The following is a 17,630-nucleotide window of genomic DNA, read 5'->3' as shown; positions in this document are numbered from 1 at the left end:
AAGGGAGGACTACAATGAAGATCAAACTGACCAGGCGCGGCTTTCTCGCCGCAACCGGAAGCGCGCTGGCCGCACCCGCAGTGTTGTCGCTCGGCAGTCCGGCCCGCGCACAGGCCAAGCCGGTGCGCGTCGGCTACATCGCCGACTATTTCGGCACCAGCCTGACAGCCGTTGCCAGCGACCAGGGCCTGTGGGCCAAACATGGCCTCGAACCGGAACTCAAGGTGTTCACCAACGGTCCTATCCAGGTCCAGGCGCTCGGCGCCGGCAGCCTCGACTTCGGTTATGTCGGTCCCGGCGCCTTGTGGCTGCCCGCCTCTGGCAAAGCCAAGATCGTCGCCATGAACGCGCTTGGCCTGTCCGATCGCGTCATCGCCCAGGCCGGTTTCAACTCGATGGCCGACCTCAAGGGCAAGAAGGTCGGCGTGCCCGAGGGCACATCCGGCGACATGCTGCTGCGCCTCGCGCTCGCCAAGGCAGGCATGCAGCTCTCCGACGTCGAGGTGGTCAAGATGGACCCGAGCACCGTGGTCTCGGCCTTCGCCTCCAAGCAGATCGACGGTGCCGGCATCTGGTACCCGCTCGTCGGCGTCATCAAGAAGACCGTGCCCGACCTGGTCGAGGTCGCCCAGAGCGCCGATTTCTTCCCCGCCAATTCCTTCCCCTCGGCCTTCGTCGCCCGTAACGAGGTTGCAGCCGAAGATCAGGACACGGTCAGGAAGATGATCGCCGTGCTCAAGGACGCCAACGACTTCCGTGCCGCCGACGTTCCGCGCTCGGTCGATATCACCGCCAAATTCCTCGGCGTTCCGGCAGACCCGCTGGTAACCGAGAGCAAGAACGGCAAGTACCTGACCAGTGCCGAACTTGCCGCCGCCACCAAGGACGGCACCGTCGCCGGCTGGCTCAAGGGCCTCAACGAACAGTTTGTCGCTTTCGGCAAGCTGAAGGACCCGCTCGATCCGAAGGACTACTATCTCGGCGATCTCTACGCCGGCTGATCGAGCCTGCTTGCCTCGCCGCTTTGGCGGCGGGGCCTTTCCCGACCTCTCCCATCCAAGCGTGACCCCATGAACGTTCTCTACATCGACATCGACAGTCTCCGCCGCGACCATCTCGGCTGCTACGGCTACCACCGCAACACCTCGCCTGCGATCGACGCTCTGGCGGCAGACGGCATCCGCTTCGAGAACGTCTATGTCTCCGACGTGCCCTGCCACCCGTCGCGCACCGCTCTCTGGAGTGGCCGGCACGGGTTGCGGACGGGCGTCGTCGGTCATGGCGGCACCGCCTGCGAACCTTTTCGGGAGGGTGCTGAGCGTGCCTGGGCCGGCACCTTCTACGAGGAAGGCTGGATGAAGGCGCTGCGCGACCTCGGCTATCACACCGCCACGATCTCGTCCTTCGGCGAGCGCCATGGCTGCTGGCATTGGTATGCCGGCTTCAACGAGATGTTCAATCCCGGCCAGGGTGGCATGGAGAATGCCGACGACGTCGTCCCGGTAGCCGTCGACTGGCTGCGCCGCAACGGCAAGTCCAGGAAATGGTTCCTGCATGTCAATGTCTGGGATCCGCACACGCCCTACCGCGTACCTGAAAGCTTCGGCGACCCGTTCAGGGACGATCCGATCCCGTCATGGATGACGCGCGAGGTCCTTGCCGAGCAGATGAAAGGCTATGGCCCACACAGCCCGATGGAGCCGCGCGGCTATGACGCCGATCCCTCCGGCTACCCTCGCATGCCCGTCCCCATCGATGACCTCGCAAAGGCCAAGGCCTGGTTCGACGGCTACGACACCGGCGTCAGATATGCTGACGACCATGTCGGCATGCTGGTCGCCACGCTGAAGGACCTCGGCCTGTTCGACGACACCATCATCGTCATCGGTGCCGACCATGGCGAGAACATGGGTGAACTCAACGTCTGGGCCGACCACCAGACCGCGGACGAATACACCTGCAACGTGCCGCTGGTCATGCGCTGGCCCGGTGTCGCCGACATGCGCGGCGTCAACGAGGGCCTGCACTATCACTTCGACTGGGCCGCGACCCTGATCGACAAGCTCGGCGGCAAGGTGCCCGAGGTCTGGGACGGCAAGTCCTTCGCGCCTGCTCTGGCAGCGGGTGAACAGGGTGGCCGCGACTTTCTGGTGCTGTCGCAGGGCGCATGGGCGGTGCAGCGTGGCGTGCGTTTCCGCAGCGAGGATGCCGACTGGCTGATGCTGCGCACCTACCACGACGGCTACAAGGACCTCGAACCGATCGAGCTCTACAACCTGACCTACGACCCGCACGAGCAGCACGACCTCGCCGTCGAGCGGCCCGACATCGTCGCCCATGCGAGCAAGCTCCTGGAGGACTGGCGTTCGGCCACGCTTGCCCGCAGCGAGACCGACGTCGACCCGCTGGTAACCGTCCTGCGCGAGGGCGGTCCCTATCACTGCAAGGGCGAGTTGCCGGCCTATCTCGAACGCCTGAGGGCCACCGGCCGCGCCCATCACGCGGACAAGCTGGAAGAGCGCCATCCCGGCCCGAAGGCGCGGACGGCAACGACGCGCTAGCGCAATTCCAGGAAAAGTGTGCAGCGGTTTTCCGTCCGGAATTGCGCAAAAGCAGGAAGATAGAAAGGTTCCGCGGTTCGAAGAAAAGCGGAACCTCGCTAACGACGGCACGGACCCCGCCGGGCAAATCGGTCCGTTTCCGCGACGGCTTGTCCGGCTGTCTTCTGCGGCGCACCAGGCACTATGCGATGAGCTGGCTGAGCGCTAGCAGGCCGGTCGGGCGCACACCGTCGAGCGCGTCAGAAAACGCTTGTCGCGGCCGTTGTCGAGCGAGAACATGCCGCCGCGCCCCGGCACGACGTCGATGATCAGGTCGGTGTGTTTCCAGGCCTCGTATTGGGAGGCGCTGATGTAGACAGGCGTTTCGCCGATGGTGCCCAGCCGCACGTCGTTGTCGCCGACGATGAAGTCGGAGCGCGGATAGCACATCGGCGACGAGCCGTCGCAACAGCCGCCGGACTGGTGGAACAGCACCGGCCCATGGTCGGCGATGATCTCGTCGAGCAGGGCGACTGCTTCGACCGTGGCGGAGACCTTGTCGAGGGGAGGATGCGAGGGCATGGGCGGAGTTCCGGGTTAGCTTTCCTCTCCCCGTTCACGGGGAGAGGATGCCGGCAGGCAGGTGAGGGGCAGCGCAGACATTGCTGGTTCGAGCCGCCCCTCATCCGCCCCTTTCGGGCACCTTCTCCCCGCAAGCGGGGAGAAGGAAGAGGCTCAGAAAAACCCGAGCTTCTTCGGGCTGTAGCTGACCAGCATGTTCTTGGTCTGCTGGTAGTGGTCGAGCATCATCTTGTGCGTCTCGCGGCCGATGCCCGACTGCTTGTAACCGCCGAAGGCAGCGTGCGCCGGATAGGCGTGGTAGCAGTTGGTCCAGACGCGGCCGGCCTGAATGGCGCGGCCGAAGCGGTAGAGCCGGTTGGCGTCGCGGCTCCAGATTCCGGCGCCGAGGCCATAGAGCGTATCGTTGGCAATCGACAGCGCGTCATCATCGTCCTTGAAGGTGGTGACCGAGACAACCGGCCCGAAAATCTCCTCCTGGAAGATGCGCATCTTGTTGTGGCCCCTGAACACGGTCGGCTTGACGTAATAGCCGCCGGCAAGGTCGCCCGGCAGGTTGGCGCGTTCACCGCCGGCCAGCAGCTCGGCGCCTTCCTGGCGGCCGATGTCCATGTAGGACAGGATCTTCTCCAGCTGCTCCGACGAAGCCTGGGCGCCGATCATCGTCGCCGGGTCGAGCGGGTCGCCCTGGACGATCGCCTCGACGCGCTTCAGCGCCCGCTCCATGAATCTGTCGTAGATCTTCTCATGCACCAGCGCGCGGCTCGGGCAGGTGCAGACCTCGCCCTGGTTGAGCGCGAACATGACGAAGCCTTCGATCGCCTTGTCGAAGAAGTCGTCGTCTTCCGCTGTCACGTCCTGGAAGAAGATGTTGGGCGACTTGCCGCCAAGTTCGAGCGTCACCGGGATCAGGTTCTGCGAGGCATATTGCATGATCAGCCGGCCGGTCGTCGTTTCCCCGGTGAAGGCGATCTTGGCGATGCGCGGGCTCGACGCCAGCGGTTTGCCGGCCTCGAGGCCGAAGCCGTTGACGATGTTCAGCACGCCCTCGGGCAACAGGTCGCCGATCAGGTCGGCCCACAGCATGATGGTGGCGGGCGTCTGCTCAGCCGGCTTCAGCACCACGCAGTTGCCGGCAGCGAGCGCCGGTGCCAGCTTCCAGCAGGCCATCAGCAGTGGGAAGTTCCACGGAATGATCTGGCCGACGACGCCGAGCGGCTCGTGGAAATGATAGGCGACAGTGTCGTCGTCGATCTGCGACAGGCTCCCTTCCTGGCCGCGCAGCGCGCCGGCGAAGTAGCGGAAATGGTCGATGGCAAGCGGCACGTCGGCGGCGGTCGTCTCGCGGATCGGCTTGCCATTGTCCCAGGTCTCGGCCAGCGCCAGAAGGTCGAGGTTTTCCTCCATACGATCGGCGATGCGATTGAGGATCAGCGCGCGGGTCGCAGGTGCTGTCTTGCCCCAGGCGTCCTTGGCCTTGTGGGCGGCGTCGAGTGCCGCCTCGATGTCGGCCGCATCGGAGCGGGCAACCTCGCCGAGCGGCCGGCCTGTGACAGGCGAGATGTTTTCGAAATAGCGGCCGGCCTTCGGCGCTACCCAGGCACCGCCGATATAGTTGTCATAACGCTTGGCAAACGGCACCTTGGCGGTACGCGAGAATTCCACCTTGTTCATGCTCTTCCTCCCGAGAAGCAGCGCCGCGGCATGCGGCGCGTCGGGAGGCAGACTTGCCGGGACTTCGACAGTTGTCAGCCGGGCTGCAAGCGGGGCCCGTCGCGATGTGTCGCAGTTCTGCGACACATCTGCCAAACGCACTGGCAGCCGGCCGAAAAGCGGTGCCGGGACCTCAGATGTAGGAGGTGATCGCAGGCGGTTCCCACCACCTATTGTCGCGGCCATTGCCATAGTTGACGGGCGCCGCTGCAAGCTCGTTCGGATCGACGTCGTCGAGACATCCGATCTGGATGGCGACGAAGTCGCCGCCGATCGCCTCGACATGACCTTGGCTGAACGGCGCGCAGCCGCAGGTCGAACAGAACAGATGATGCCCCTGCATGGCGCCGAAGCCGTAGTCGGTCATGGCGTCCTCGCCCGACAGCAGGCGAAACTGTGCCGGCTTGACCAGCGCGTTCCACGAGCGCCGCTTGGAGCAGATCGAACAGTTGCAGCGCGCAGTCCCTGCCGCGAGATCCATGTCAGCCTCGAAATGCACCTTGCCGCAATGACAGCTGCCCCGGTAAGTCTTGATCACGACGTCCTCCTCGATGAACTGGCCGCAACATACCACCCGGCTCCTGCCATCTTGATGTCAGGAGACTTGTCAGCATCCGTTGATTTCGTCAGGTGGCGCGGTGGAGATCGAGCCGGTTCATCTTGCGATGCAAGGTCGCGCGGCTGATGCCGAGCATACGCGCGGCAAGCGCGACATTGCCGCCGGCGCGGGCCAGCGCGCGCTGCAGCACGGCCCGCTCGGCCTCGCGCAATTCTCGCTCCGCCACCACGCTGCCGCCCAGCAGGTCGGCTGCCGGCATGGGTTTGGCAAAGCTTTCGGCGGTCAGCCCGAGCGCCAGCCTGGCGCTGCGCGTCGCGCCGATGACGAGATCGTCGGCATCGATGGCAAGCAGGGCGCCGGCGCTGCGTTCGGCCACCGGCGCCAGCATGATGCGGGCATCGGGGAAGGCGAGCCGGAAATTGTCGGCTTCGATGCGCCGGGCGGCGTCCCCCACCGCCAGCGCGATGAGGTTGACAAAGCCCTCGGTCAGGTCGGCACGGCAGGACGAGACGTCGAGCGCCGCGGCCAGCTTGCCTTCGTGGTCGAAGATCGGCGTGGTCGTACAGGACAAAGCCGTGTTGCGCGTCAGAAAATGCTGGCCGCGATGGATTGTCAGCGGTCGCTGCTCGACAAGGCAGGTACCAATGCCATTGGTGCCCTCGCTCTCCTCGCTCCACACCGTGCCGGTCCACAGTCCCCAGTCATGGAAGGTCTCGTCATCGGCCAGCGCACCGCGGCGCTCGACCGGCACGCCGTCGCGATCCGCCAGGAGCACGCAGCAGCCGACCCCGCCGACGGCGAGGTAGAGCCTGTCGAGGCTGGCCTGGGCGACCGCGATGAGCGGCTCGATGCGCTGCCGGGCGAACACGAGCTCGGATTCGGTCAAGCGTTTGGGCGGGCTGCGATGGGTCGGATCGAGATGGTGATGCGACGATCGCTGCCAGGACGCGACCAGTGCCGAACGCGCGGCCTCGCTCGACTTCAGGGCAGCCTGCACCTTGTCGGCATGCTCGGTGACTGCGGTGCCTCTCATCCTCTCCTCCGGCGGCGTCTGCACCTCTTCCCGTACCGCATAGTCGTTGCCTGCTTCCGAAATCGGGTCAAGTAGCCCTTAGACGTATGCGGATGCCGGCCGGCGGAGCCAACGCCCGCCGGCCGCGTGGTTTGACATCAGGACTTGTGATGGACCTCCTGCAACCCGTAGACGTCGGTTGCGATCCCTTCCTTGCGCGCCTTGAGCTGCAGCGACAGATACTGCGAATAATGCCTGGACTGGTGCAGGTTGCCGCCATGGAACCACAGCGCGTCCTGCCGGGTCGGCTTCCACATGTTGCGCTGTTCGCCTTCCCACGGACCGGGATCCTTGGTCGTGCTCGAGCCAAGTCCCCAGCACTTGCCGACCTTGTCGGCGACGTCCTGGCTGATCAGGTCGGCGGCCCAGCCGTTCATCGAGCCATAGCCGGTGGCATAGACGATGAGGTCGGCTTCCAGCTCGCGCCCGTCTTCGAGCACGATCGAGGTCTCCGTCAGCTTCTCGACGCCGACACCGCTGACCAGCTTGATCCGGCCATCGGCAACCAGCTCGCAGGCGCCGACGTCGATGTAGTAGCCGGAGCCGCGCCGGAGGTACTTCATGAACAGGCCGGACTCGTCGTCTCCGAAGTCGAGCATGAAGCCGGCCTTCTCCAGCCGCTCGTAGAAGGCGGCGTCCTTCTCGCGGATCTTGTTGTAAATCGGCACCTGGAACTCGTGCATGATACGATAGGGCAACGAGGCGAAGACCAGGTCCGCCTTACGTGTCGTCATGCCGGCAGCGACCGCGCGCTCGGAATAGAGATCGCCGAGCCCGATCTCCATCAGCGAGTCCGACTTGACGATGTGGGTCGAGGACCGCTGCAGCATGGTGACGTCGGCGCCACCCTCCCAGAGGGCCGCGCAGATGTCGTGCGCCGAGTTGTTGGAGCCGACAACGACAACCTTCTTGCCCCGGTAGGCATCGGGCCCCGGATGCTGGGAGGAATGCTGCTGCTCGCCCTTGAAGACGTCCTGCCCCTTGAACTTGGGAACATTCGCCTTGCCCGACATCCCCGTCGCCAGCACCAGCTGCTTCGGCTTCAGCACGATCTCCCGTCCGTCGCGCTCGACCACGACCGTCCACTCGCGCGTGGCCTCGTCATAGCTGGCGGACTTGCAACTGGTCGAGCTCCAGTAGTTGAGCTCCATCACCTTGGTGTACATCTCCAGCCAGTCGCCGATCTTGTCCTTCGGCGCAAAGACCGGCCAGTTCTCGGGGAACGGAATGTAGGGCAGGTGATCGTACCAGACCGGATCGTGCAGGCAGAGCGACTTGTAGCGCTTGCGCCAGCTGTCGCCCGGCCGCTCGTTGCGTTCGACGATGATGGTGGGCACGCCGAGCTGCCGCAGTCGGGCGCCCAGCGCGATGCCGCCCTGGCCGCCGCCAATGATGACGACATAAGGCTGCTCGGAGAAGCCGAGCTCTGCGGCCTCCGCCTCGCGCTTTTCCTTCCACGTCCGGCGGCCGGCGTCGCTGCCATGTTCGGCACCCATCGGACGCAGCAGGCCCTTGGGCTCTTCGTGACCCTTCAGCTCGCTCATCGTCGTCAGCAGCGTCCAGATGAGACCGTTCTTGAGCCTGACGTGGCCATAGCCGCGCGCCACTGCAGTCTCGAACTCGAACCAGCCGTCGGTGATGCCGTCATTCTGGCTGGCAAGCTCCTTTTCGTCCTGGCGGAAGCGCCCCGGCTTGATCGATGCCAGCTGGCTCTTCAACATGTCGCGGATCTGGTCGTGGCCCTCCATGGTCTTGAGGTTCCAGGTAAACGTCACCAGGTCACGCCAGTAACAGTCTGCCTGGAACAGGTTCACCGCCGCTTCGATGTCGCCGCCGGCAAGCGCTTTTTCCAGCTTGGCGAGAATGTTGTCGATCTTGGTCTGCGGGCTGTCGTCGAGCATGTTGTTTTCCTCCGAATTGCCGATGATTGTTCAAATGACGAGTGCGCGCGGTCTCGCGCTTTCCCGGGCGGTCCGGCCGGCGAGACGGATTCTCGTCTCCGGCTGTTCCGCAGCTTTCAGCAGGCCGTCGCGGCCCTGGCTGTTCGACATGGCTTCCTCCGATTCCAGTCGATCCATGGACAGCAAGCGCCGTGCCAAGTCGCCGGCGCCGGGAAAAGACTTGATTTCCCAGGGAAACGCAGGCGCGGCCTGTTGCACCGCGCCTGCCGCATGCCACAGCTGTTGCAGCGGCAAGCTGCAACAGCTCAGTTGAGCGCGGTCAGGCCGTAGCGCTTGATCTGGCGGTGGATGGTGGAGCGGTCGACGCCCATGCGGCGGGCGGTCTCGGAAATGTTCCAGCCGCAGGCCCCGAGCATCGCTTTCAGCGCCGCCGGTCCGGCACTGGCGTCATCGAGCCGCACGGCGACCGCTGCCGCCGACGTCAGCGTCTCCGGCAGGTCGCCGGGTTCGATCACGCCGTCCTGGCAAAGCGCTGCAGCAACGGCGATCACATTGTCGAGCTCACGGATGTTGCCCGGCCAGCCATGGGCGCGCAACGCCAGGAGTGCCGCCGGCGAGACTGCAAGTCGCTCGCCGACCGGTCGGTGGCGGGCTACGACCGTCTCGAGCAGCCAGTCGAAGTCGCGGCGCTCGCGCAGCGGCGGGATCGAAAGTGTCGCCGCATTCAGGCGGTAGTAAAGATCCTCGCGGAAGCGTCCCTCCCGCACCAGCAAGCCGAGGTCTCGGTGCGAGGCCGAGATGACCCTGAGGTTCACTGGTTTTGGCCGCGCAGCGCCCACCGGCAGCACCTCCCGTTCGGCCAGGACTCGCAGGAAACGGCTCTGCAGTGAAAGCGGCATGTCGCCGATCTCGTCGAGGAACAGTGTGCCACCGTCGGCCTCCTCTATCAGGCCCTTGCGCCCCTTGGCGGAAGCACCGGTGAAGGCGCCCGGCAGGTGGCCGAACAACTCGCTTTCGATCAGTTGCTCCGGGATCGCGGCGCAGTTGATGGCGACGAACTTGCCCTTGACGGCAGCACCGTCGTGGATGGCCTTGGCCAGATATTCCTTGCCGGTGCCGGTTTCGCCCTGGAGCAGGATCGGCAGCGGCTTGCCGGCCAGCTTCGCCGCCTTCGCCTGGAGTGCAGCCATCTGCGGATCGCCGCCGCTCAGGCCACGCAGCGACACCGGGATCTGCTCGCGCGCCAGCACCGGCGCCTGCACCTTGTGGTGCGGCTCGATGGCGTGGGCAAACAGCGCGTTGCCGTCGCGGGCGAAGACCAGGCGATCCTGAGTCGGCCGCCGCCGGGTGAGATCCGGCAGGTCGTCGATCTCCATGTCGAAGAATCGTGCGATCGGCTGACCGATCAGCCCGTCCGGCTGGCGCCAGTCGAGTCCGACAGAGCGCGCCAGTATCTTGGCGCCGCCATGGGTCATGCCGATGATGCGGCCCGAGCCATCGATGGAAATCGCCGCCTCCGGGTCGACGTCGAGGAACTCCGGCGAGCGGGCAAAGCGCAGCACCCATTCGTCCCGGGTCTGGGCCATCAGATTGGCCAGCTCGATGCGGCGCACGGTGGCGGCGACCAGATGCAGCGCGAGGTTCTGGCTGGTCTTGCGAATCGGCGAGCTCAACAGGGAGATGTCGAGCACGGCGGCAAGATCGCCACTGGTATCGTAGACCGGCGCGGCGGTGCAGGACAGCGGCGTGTGCGTGTTGTCGAAATGGTCGGTCTGGTGGATCGTCAGGGCCTCACCCGCCTCCAGGCAGGCGCCGACGGCGCAGGTTCCGGCGCGCGCCTCCGACCACTCGGAGCCGAGATACAGGCCGGCCTTGCGGAGATTGTTGTCGAACAGCGGGTCGCCCAGAAACTCGACCGTCACGCCCTTGCGGTCGGACAGCAGCAGAACGTAGTTCTGGCCCGCCACCTGCCGGAACAGGTTTTCGAGGCCCGAGCGGGCAATGGCGATCAGTTCCTCGGACTGCTGGCGATGCGCGCGCAGTTCGCCATCGGGCAGGATATAGGCCTCGCACGCCTGGGTAGGGTCGAGACGATGCTGCTCGATGCAGCGCAGCCACGACCTGACCACTTGCTCGTCACGCCCGGTCGAGGCACCGAGGCTGACGCTTTCGATCTCGCGAATATGGTCGGAATGCGAAAACATCGGCACTGCAGCACGCCTCCCAACGCACCGCCTCCCATTTCCTCCTGATGCCACATGACTGCATGGCATGTTGGTAATGTAAAGGACGCAACCGATGCAGCAGGGGGCACACGCCGCCAGCCTTGTCAGCCCGTAGCTCCGAACTGGGCCCACAGCAGCATCGTCCCCGCCCCGGCGACAAGCACGCCGACGGTGGGACAGCGCGGCATCCAGAGCAGCAGTGCGGCCGAGGCCACGGCGATCCCGGCTGCAAGCAGACCGCCGCCAGCGAGCTGAAAAATGGCAATGACGCCCGCAATGATCAGCCCCACCCCGACGGGGGCGAGGCCTTCGCGCATCGCCTTGTGCCACCGCTTTGCCTTGTGGGCATTGGACACCTTGATGACGCCGTAGCAGAGCAGCGAAGACGGCACGAACAGGGCCATGGTCGCGGCCAGCGCTCCCCACCAGCCGGCGACCTTCCAGCCGATAAGCGTCGCAAGCATAGTGCCCGGTCCGGGTGCAGCGCGGGAGATGGCGAACAGGTCGATGAACTCACGGCTGCTGATCCAGCTGTGCACCGCGACGGATTCGTGCTGGATACCGGCGATGATCGCCGAGCCGCCGCCGATCGACAGCAGCGAAAACGGCACGAAAACGGCGATCAGGGTGACAAGGTCGTCGTCGCGCATTGATCAGCTCCGACGCCAGGCAAGGGCGACGCTGATCGGTGCCACGACAAGGACGACGGGGATCAGCGGCAGCTTCATCAGCCCGACGGCGATGGCGACGACGGCAATCACGACCAAGCTCGGTGGAAACTTCATGGCGCGCTGGACACCCTTCAGGCAGATCACCAGCAAAAGCCCCAACGCGGCATAGGCCACGCCATTCGACGCCGCCTCCAGCATGGTCACATCGGGCAGGGAGTCGAACACTGCGCTCAATGCGATCACGGCAAAGAACGGGCCGATGAGGAAGCCGAGCACACAGGCGGTGCTGCCGGCAAGGCCGCGTAAATCGTCGCCCATGCAGATGACCAGGTTGACGACATTGGCACCGGGCAGCATTTGCGAGATCGCGAGCGAGCTGGCGAAATCCTCGTCGCTGATCCAGCGGTTGCGCAAGACGAACTCCTGGTAGAGCCAACCTGACAAACCGCCGCCGAAGCTCAGCAGCCCGATCTTCAGGCAGGCGAGGAACAGCGCGCCCAGGCCTGGGGCAGGCCGCATTGCGTTCAACAGCTGCGGCTCTACAACCGGATCGGGAATCGACGTCATCTCAGGCCGCCAGCGCGCCCGGCTGCACTTCGCTCGCCGCCAAAAGTCGCCTGGTGTAATCGTGCTGCGGCTTGCCGTAGACCTGCTCGGTCGGGCCCTGCTCGACGATCTTGCCCTGGTACATGACGATGACCGAGGTGGCGAAGTCGCGGACCAGCGCGAGATCGTGGGCAATGAAGATGTAGGACAGCCCCATGTCGCGGCGCAGTTCCTTGAGCAGGTCGATGATCTGCGCCTGGATCGAGACGTCGAGCGCCGACACCGCCTCGTCGCAGACGATCAACTCCGGCTGCAGCGCCAGTGAGCGGGCGATGGCGATGCGCTGCCGTTGGCCGCCGGAGAACTGGTGCGGGTAGCGCTCGGCATGGTCCGGCAGCAACCCGACCTTCTCGAGCAGTTCGGCGACACGCTCACGCCATTGCTGCCTCGGCAGCACGCCCGCATGGATCGCCCACGGTTCCGACACGATCTGCTGAATGGTCATGCGCGGATTGAGCGAAGCGGTCGGATCCTGGAACACGAATTGCATGCGACGCCGAACCTTGAAGGTCTCGGCCTGCGACAACTTGAGCAGGTCCTTGCCGTCGAAGTCGATCGATCCCGCCGTGGGTGTGTCGAGCCCGAGCAGCATGCGCGCCAGCGTCGACTTGCCGGAGCCGGATTCGCCGACGATGCCAAGCGTCGCACCGCGCGACAGCTTGAAGCTCGCGTCGTCGACCGCCTTGACCTGCGGCTGCGGAGCGCTGGAAAACAACTTGGGGCGGCCGAAATAGACCTTGGAGACATTGCGCACCTCGAGCAGCGGCGTCGGTCCCGCCTCGGCTGCCTCGTTGACGCTGAAGCCATGGCGCCCCGGTACCGCGTCGAGCAGGCGCTGGGTATAGGGATGGCTCGGCTGCGATAGTACCTTGGCCACAGGTCCTGCTTCGACGATGCGCCCGCCCTGCATGACCACGACCTTGTCGGCGACCTTTTCGACGACGCTGAGGTCGTGGGTGATGATCACCATGCCCATGCCGCTGTCACGCTGCAGCTCCTTCATCAGGTCCAGCACCTGCGCCTGCACGGTGACGTCGAGCGCGCTTGTCGGCTCGTCGGCGATCAGAAGGTCGGGCTGCAGCGCGATCGCCGACGCGATCATGATGCGTTGGCGCTGGCCGCCCGAGAACTGGTGCGGATAGTCGCCCGCGCGCCGCTCCGGATCCGATATGCCGACGCGGCCGAGCAGGTCGATGGCGCGTCGCCGCGCCGTGTCGGCGTCGATGCCGTGCACGCGCATCGTCTCGGCGATCTGCCAGCCGATCGGGTAGACCGGGTTGAGCGCGGCGAGCGGGTCCTGGAAGATCATCGAGATGCTCTTGCCGTTGACCAGGCGCCGGTCCTCGGCAGAGGCCTTCAGCAGGTCCTGGCCACGGAACAGGATCTGCCCGGACGAGATCACCGCCGGCGGCGTGTCGACGAGGTTCATCACCGCAGAGGCGCTGACACTCTTGCCGGAACCGCTCTCACCGAGGATGGCTAGCGTTTCGCCCCTGTCGACAGTCCAGCTGACGTCGTTGACGGCATGCACGATGCCCTTGCGCGTCGGGAACTGGATGCTGAGGTTCTGCACCTTGAGAAGTCTCGTGTCGGGCATTGTCATTCCGCCGAGGTTTGCAGGCGCCAGCGTTCAACCGGATCGGTCACGACGCGGAGCCAGTTCGAGAACAGATTGAGCGACATGGTGACGAGCATGATCACGAGGCCGGGCCAGAACGCCACCCACCAGGCCGAGCCGATGTAGTTGCGCCCGTCCGAGACCATAAGGCCCCAGGTGATCTCGGGCGGCTGGATGCCAATGCCGAGGAAGCTCAGGCCGGATTCGACGAGCATGACGAAGGCCATTTCCAGCGCCGCGAGATTGATGACGGTCGGCAGGACCATCGGCGCGACATGGCGGAACAGGATGCGCCAGGTCGAGGCGCCCATGGCGCGTGCCGAGGTGACGAACAGCCGTTCCTTCAGCTCGAGCACTTCGGCGCGGACCGTGCGCAGGAAGATCGGCACGCGAGAGATGGCGAGCACCAGGATGACGTTGGCGACGCCGGGCTCGAACACGAACAGCACGATAACGGCGAGCAGAAGCGACGGAAAGCTCATGATAGCATCCGCCAGGCGCAACAGGATCGCGCTGACGGCGCCCTCCTTGAAACCGGCGACGAGGCCGAGCGCACCGCCGACCACCAGCGAGGTCAGCACCGCCGTTCCGGCGATCAGGATGGTATTCTGGCTCGCCACGATGATGCGGGCGAGAACCGAGCGTCCGAGCGCGTCGGCGCCGAGGATGTAGAGCCATGGCCGATCGAACGAGAACGGTGCTGCGTTGCGCTGCATCAGGTTCATGGCGCGGGCCTGGTCGGCGAGCAGCGTCGGCCCCAGTGCAACGCAAACCAGGACGATGGCCAGGAAGGCGGCCGAGACCAGGGCGACCTTGTCGCACAACAGGCTCGAGACGATGTCGCGGAGTGCCGACGGCGTTGCCTGTGCGGGCCTGGCCATCTCAGCTGTGCCGGATGCGTGGATCGACGAGCGCATAGGTGATGTCCACAACGATGTTGATGATGAAGACGGCAAGTGCCGTGACCAGCACTGCGGCCTGGATGACGGCAAAGTCGCGCAGCAGCACGGAATCGATCATCAGCTTGCCGATGCCGGGGAAACCAAACACCGTTTCGACGATGACTGCCCCATTGACGATGCCGGCGGCCTGGTCGCTGGCGACCGTGATGACAGGCAGCAGCGCGTTGCGCAGCGCGTGAACGAAGACGATGGCCCTGGCGCGCACGCCCTTGGCTCGCGCCGTCTTCACATAGGCCGAAGACAGCGCCGTGATCATCGACGAGCGCACGACCTGCACCAAGACACCCGTTGGCCTGAGGCAAAGCACTGCGACCGGTAGGACCCAGTGCCAGGGCGTTCCGGTGCCCGATGTCGGCAGCACGCGCAGCCAGACGGCGAAGACGATCACGCCGACGATCGCCACCCAGAAATTCGGCGTGCTGGCGCCGATCAGCGAGATCAGGCTGGCGATGCGGTCAAACAGCCCGCCCGGACGAAAGGCGGCGAGCGAGCCGGTAACGATGGCGACCGCGATGACGATCGGCATGGTGATCGCCGCCAGCATCAGGGTCGTCGGGAAGGCCTGCAGCACGACCTCGACGGCCGGCTTCGAATACTGGATCGACTCGCCGAGATCGAACTGCAGCAAGCCGCCCAGGAAACGGAAGAACTGGACATAGACCGGATCGTCGAATCCGAAGCGCTGGTTGAACTGGTCGCGCATCTCCTCGGTGGCGTCGAGCGGCAGATAGAGGTCTGCAGGCGAGCCCGTGAACCTGGCCAGAAAGAAGACGAGGATGATCAGCAGCGCCAGCGACAGCACGCTCTGCAACGATCGCTTGAAGATGAAATTGCCCATTCTCCGCCTCCTCCGCCGGACATGGTTGACACGGGAGGGCGGCGCCGGCGATCGGCCGGCGCCGTTCCAGTGTTACGACGGTGACTTGACGACCAGCTTGGCAAGCTGCAGCTCGACCGCGTTGGCAATTGTCGGTGTGAAGTCGATGCGCTTGCCGACCCGCATGTAGTTGACCATGTGGAACAGCGGCGCGTCGGCGACAAGGTCCTCGTAGATGTAGCGGAAGGTCTCCTGGTAGAGCTTGGCGCGTTCCTCGCCCGAGGCCATGCCGGCGTCAGTGATCAGCTTGTCCACCTTGGCGTCGTGGATTTCGCTCTGGCGGCCGTCGCTGTGATACTTGAAGAACGCGGTGAACTGGGCGTCGCCGCTGTTGTTGTCATGCATTGTCAGCAGCGCGTTGGCCTGGCGACCGGCGGCGAACGGCTTGTTGGCCGCCTCCAGCCACTGTGTCATCTCGAGATTGTCGAGCTTGATCTTGAAGCCGACGGCCCGCAGCATCTCGGCGGCCGCCTCGACGAACTCGTTCGAGTTGGCGAACATGCCGGGGCGGCCGATCATGCGGATCTCGGTGTCGACGGGCACGCCCGCGGCCTTTGCCTCGGCGAGCAGCGCCTTGGCCTGTTCGGGGTCATAGGGCCACGGCACGAGGTTCGGGTTGTGGCCGAGCACGCTCGGGCCGACCTGCTGGGTGGCGAGTTCCGCCTTGTCGCTGATGACGCTGCCGAGGAATGCCTTGCGGTCGATCGCCAGGTTTAAGGCCTTGCGCACGCGAATGTCGTTGAGCGGCGGAATGTCGGCGGAGAGACGGAACATCGCACTGTCGGAGTTCGGGTAGACCTTGTCCGTCTCCGGATTGGTCGCATCCTGCGGCGCGATCGAGAAGGCCAGGTCGGCCTCGCCGGTTTCCACCATCGCGGCCGCGACGGAGGATTCGCTGCGCCAGACATAGGTGGCGTCTTCGATCTTCGGCTTCTCGCCCCAATAGCCGTCGAAACGCTTGATCTTGACGTTCTCGCCCTGGGTCCAGCTGACGAAGTCATAGGGGCCGGTGCCGATCGGCTCGGTCGTGTATTCGCCCTTCGGCGTCTTCGCCGATGCGATCGCCAGCTGCGCCAGCAGCGTCGGCAGGATCGGCATCGGCGTCTTGGTCATGAACTCGACGGTGTTCTCGTCGATCGCCTTGGCAGTGATGTCGACGCCGCCGAAATATTTGGTGCGGGTGATGCAGGTCAGCTTGGGATCGAGCGTGCGCTCGAGCGAATAAACCACCGAGGCCGCATCGAACGGCGTGCCGTCGTGGAACTTGACGCCCTTGCGCAGGTTGAAGCGCCAGGTCGTCGGCGAGGTCTGCTCCCAGCTTTCGGCGAGGCGCGGAATTGTCGTCTGCTTGGCATAGTCCAGCTCGACCAGCGTCTCGACGACATTCTGCTTGATGATGCGGCCGATGACCGAGCGCGGAGTCTCGCATGGATCGAGCCGGTCCGGCCCGCCCGGCAAGACGATGGTCACGGCATCGCCCGACTGGGCCATGGCCGTTGGCATCGGCGACAGAAACAGCGCCGTCGAAAGCCCCAGTGCGGTTTTCCTGAATGCGTTCATTTCAAACTCCTCCCGAGTTCTAGTTGATTTCGTGAAGTCCGTCGCTGCTAGACGGCGCGCAGGCGCGCACCCGTCCTGAAGCCCTCCAGCTTCAGTCGTTCCTTCTCCTCCTGGGCACGGATGCCGGGCAGGATGTCGGCCGCCACCTTCGGCGACAGGGCGACGACGCCGTCCTCGTCGCCGACGACCAGGTCGCCCGGATGAACGACGAGGCCGCCGATGGCGACGTCGACGTTGATGGCGCCGGGGCCATTCTTGTAGGGGCCGCGATGGGTGACGCCGCGGGCAAAACAAGGCAGCTTGCTGGCCCTGATGGCTGCGACGTCACGGATAGCTCCGTCGATGACGAAGCCGGCAACACCAAGGGATTCGGCATGGGCCAGGATGATCTCGCCGATCAGCGCCTGGCTGGTGTCGCCGCCGCCGTCGACGACGATGACGTCGCCGGGACGCGCAATGCGCAGCGCCGCATGGATGGCGAGATTGTCGCCGCGACGCGTCCGCACCGTCAGCGCCGTGCCGACCAGCTGTCCGCCGGCATGAAAAGGCAGCAGACCCACCGCGCCCGGAAGACGATCCAGATTGTCGCTGACGATCGACGTCGCGACATTGGCATATTGTCTCAGCAGATCGTCCGCAACGGGTGCTGCGGACGGCAATTCGGTGACGGTCATGATAGCTCCTCCCTTGGCGACCGCGGATCAGCGACCTCCAGTCGCCAAAGGGATAGGAGTGTCACTTCCTGAA

Annotated in this window: 16 protein-coding genes; 2 read left to right on the top strand and 14 right to left on the bottom strand. The window is 65.1% G+C overall.

Annotation, left to right across the window (positions count from 1 at the left end):
* Positions 1-26 precede the first annotated feature (26 nt).
* Both IG197_RS16145 and IG197_RS16140 read left to right on the top strand, forming a co-directional pair.
* On the top strand, positions 27-1,001 hold the full coding sequence (locus IG197_RS16145; RefSeq protein ID WP_371746551.1) for an aliphatic sulfonate ABC transporter substrate-binding protein: 975 nt from the start codon (positions 27-29) through the stop codon (positions 999-1,001).
* Between the two features lie 69 nt (positions 1,002-1,070).
* On the top strand, positions 1,071-2,561 hold the full coding sequence (locus tag IG197_RS16140; RefSeq protein WP_154387013.1) for a sulfatase: 1,491 nt from the start codon (positions 1,071-1,073) through the stop codon (positions 2,559-2,561).
* Positions 2,562-2,765: 204 nt separating this feature from the next.
* Here IG197_RS16140 and IG197_RS16135 read toward each other — a convergent pair whose 3' ends face one another.
* The 14 genes from IG197_RS16135 to IG197_RS16070 form a co-directional block, all read right to left on the bottom strand.
* The gene (locus tag IG197_RS16135; protein WP_192313312.1) at positions 2,766-3,122 is read right to left on the bottom strand and encodes a DUF779 domain-containing protein; all 357 of its coding nucleotides are present in this window, start codon (positions 3,120-3,122) and stop codon (positions 2,766-2,768) included.
* 153 nt (positions 3,123-3,275) lie between these two features.
* Positions 3,276-4,793, bottom strand: coding sequence for an aldehyde dehydrogenase (gene adh, locus IG197_RS16130; protein ID WP_192313308.1), 1,518 nt, complete (start codon positions 4,791-4,793; stop codon positions 3,276-3,278).
* A gap of 172 nt (positions 4,794-4,965) precedes the next feature.
* Positions 4,966-5,370, bottom strand: coding sequence for a GFA family protein (locus IG197_RS16125; RefSeq protein ID WP_192313305.1), 405 nt, complete (start codon positions 5,368-5,370; stop codon positions 4,966-4,968).
* Between the two features lie 88 nt (positions 5,371-5,458).
* Positions 5,459-6,424 carry a helix-turn-helix domain-containing protein gene (locus tag IG197_RS16120; protein WP_154387015.1) on the bottom strand — a complete coding sequence of 322 codons (966 nt, stop codon included), beginning with the start codon at positions 6,422-6,424 and terminating at the stop codon, positions 5,459-5,461.
* A 137-nt stretch (positions 6,425-6,561) separates the two neighbouring features.
* Positions 6,562-8,364 (bottom strand): NAD(P)/FAD-dependent oxidoreductase, encoded by a 1,803-nt coding sequence (locus IG197_RS16115; protein WP_192313303.1) that lies wholly within the window; start codon positions 8,362-8,364, stop codon positions 6,562-6,564.
* A gap of 30 nt (positions 8,365-8,394) precedes the next feature.
* Positions 8,395-8,658: a hypothetical protein gene (locus IG197_RS16110; RefSeq protein WP_192313300.1), complete on the bottom strand. Its 264-nt coding sequence runs from the start codon at positions 8,656-8,658 to the stop codon at positions 8,395-8,397.
* Between the two features lie 11 nt (positions 8,659-8,669).
* Positions 8,670-10,568: a sigma-54-dependent Fis family transcriptional regulator gene (locus tag IG197_RS16105; RefSeq protein WP_192319803.1), complete on the bottom strand. Its 1,899-nt coding sequence runs from the start codon at positions 10,566-10,568 to the stop codon at positions 8,670-8,672.
* A 125-nt stretch (positions 10,569-10,693) separates the two neighbouring features.
* Complete coding sequence (locus IG197_RS16100; protein ID WP_192313297.1) at positions 10,694-11,239, bottom strand: chromate transporter; 546 nt, start codon at positions 11,237-11,239, stop codon at positions 10,694-10,696.
* A 3-nt stretch (positions 11,240-11,242) separates the two neighbouring features.
* Positions 11,243-11,827 (bottom strand): chromate transporter, encoded by a 585-nt coding sequence (locus tag IG197_RS16095; protein ID WP_192313294.1) that lies wholly within the window; start codon positions 11,825-11,827, stop codon positions 11,243-11,245.
* 1 nt (position 11,828) lies between these two features.
* Complete coding sequence (locus IG197_RS16090) at positions 11,829-13,463, bottom strand: ABC transporter ATP-binding protein (RefSeq protein ID WP_192313291.1); 1,635 nt, start codon at positions 13,461-13,463, stop codon at positions 11,829-11,831.
* A gap of 2 nt (positions 13,464-13,465) precedes the next feature.
* Positions 13,466-14,365: an ABC transporter permease gene (locus tag IG197_RS16085; RefSeq protein WP_192313287.1), complete on the bottom strand. Its 900-nt coding sequence runs from the start codon at positions 14,363-14,365 to the stop codon at positions 13,466-13,468.
* A gap of 1 nt (position 14,366) precedes the next feature.
* Positions 14,367-15,284: an ABC transporter permease gene (locus IG197_RS16080; RefSeq protein ID WP_067956228.1), complete on the bottom strand. Its 918-nt coding sequence runs from the start codon at positions 15,282-15,284 to the stop codon at positions 14,367-14,369.
* 72 nt (positions 15,285-15,356) lie between these two features.
* Complete coding sequence (locus tag IG197_RS16075) at positions 15,357-16,883, bottom strand: ABC transporter substrate-binding protein (protein ID WP_246765161.1); 1,527 nt, start codon at positions 16,881-16,883, stop codon at positions 15,357-15,359.
* A 47-nt stretch (positions 16,884-16,930) separates the two neighbouring features.
* The gene (locus IG197_RS16070) at positions 16,931-17,557 is read right to left on the bottom strand and encodes an RraA family protein (RefSeq protein WP_192313284.1); all 627 of its coding nucleotides are present in this window, start codon (positions 17,555-17,557) and stop codon (positions 16,931-16,933) included.
* Between the last annotated feature and the right edge of the window lie 73 nt (positions 17,558-17,630).

It is taken from the genome of Aminobacter sp. SR38 (assembly GCF_014843375.1).
Lineage (GTDB): Bacteria > Pseudomonadota > Alphaproteobacteria > Rhizobiales > Rhizobiaceae > Aminobacter > Aminobacter ciceronei.
The sequence above is the reverse complement of the archived record's forward strand: the minus strand, read 5'-3'. Positions and strand labels throughout refer to the sequence as shown.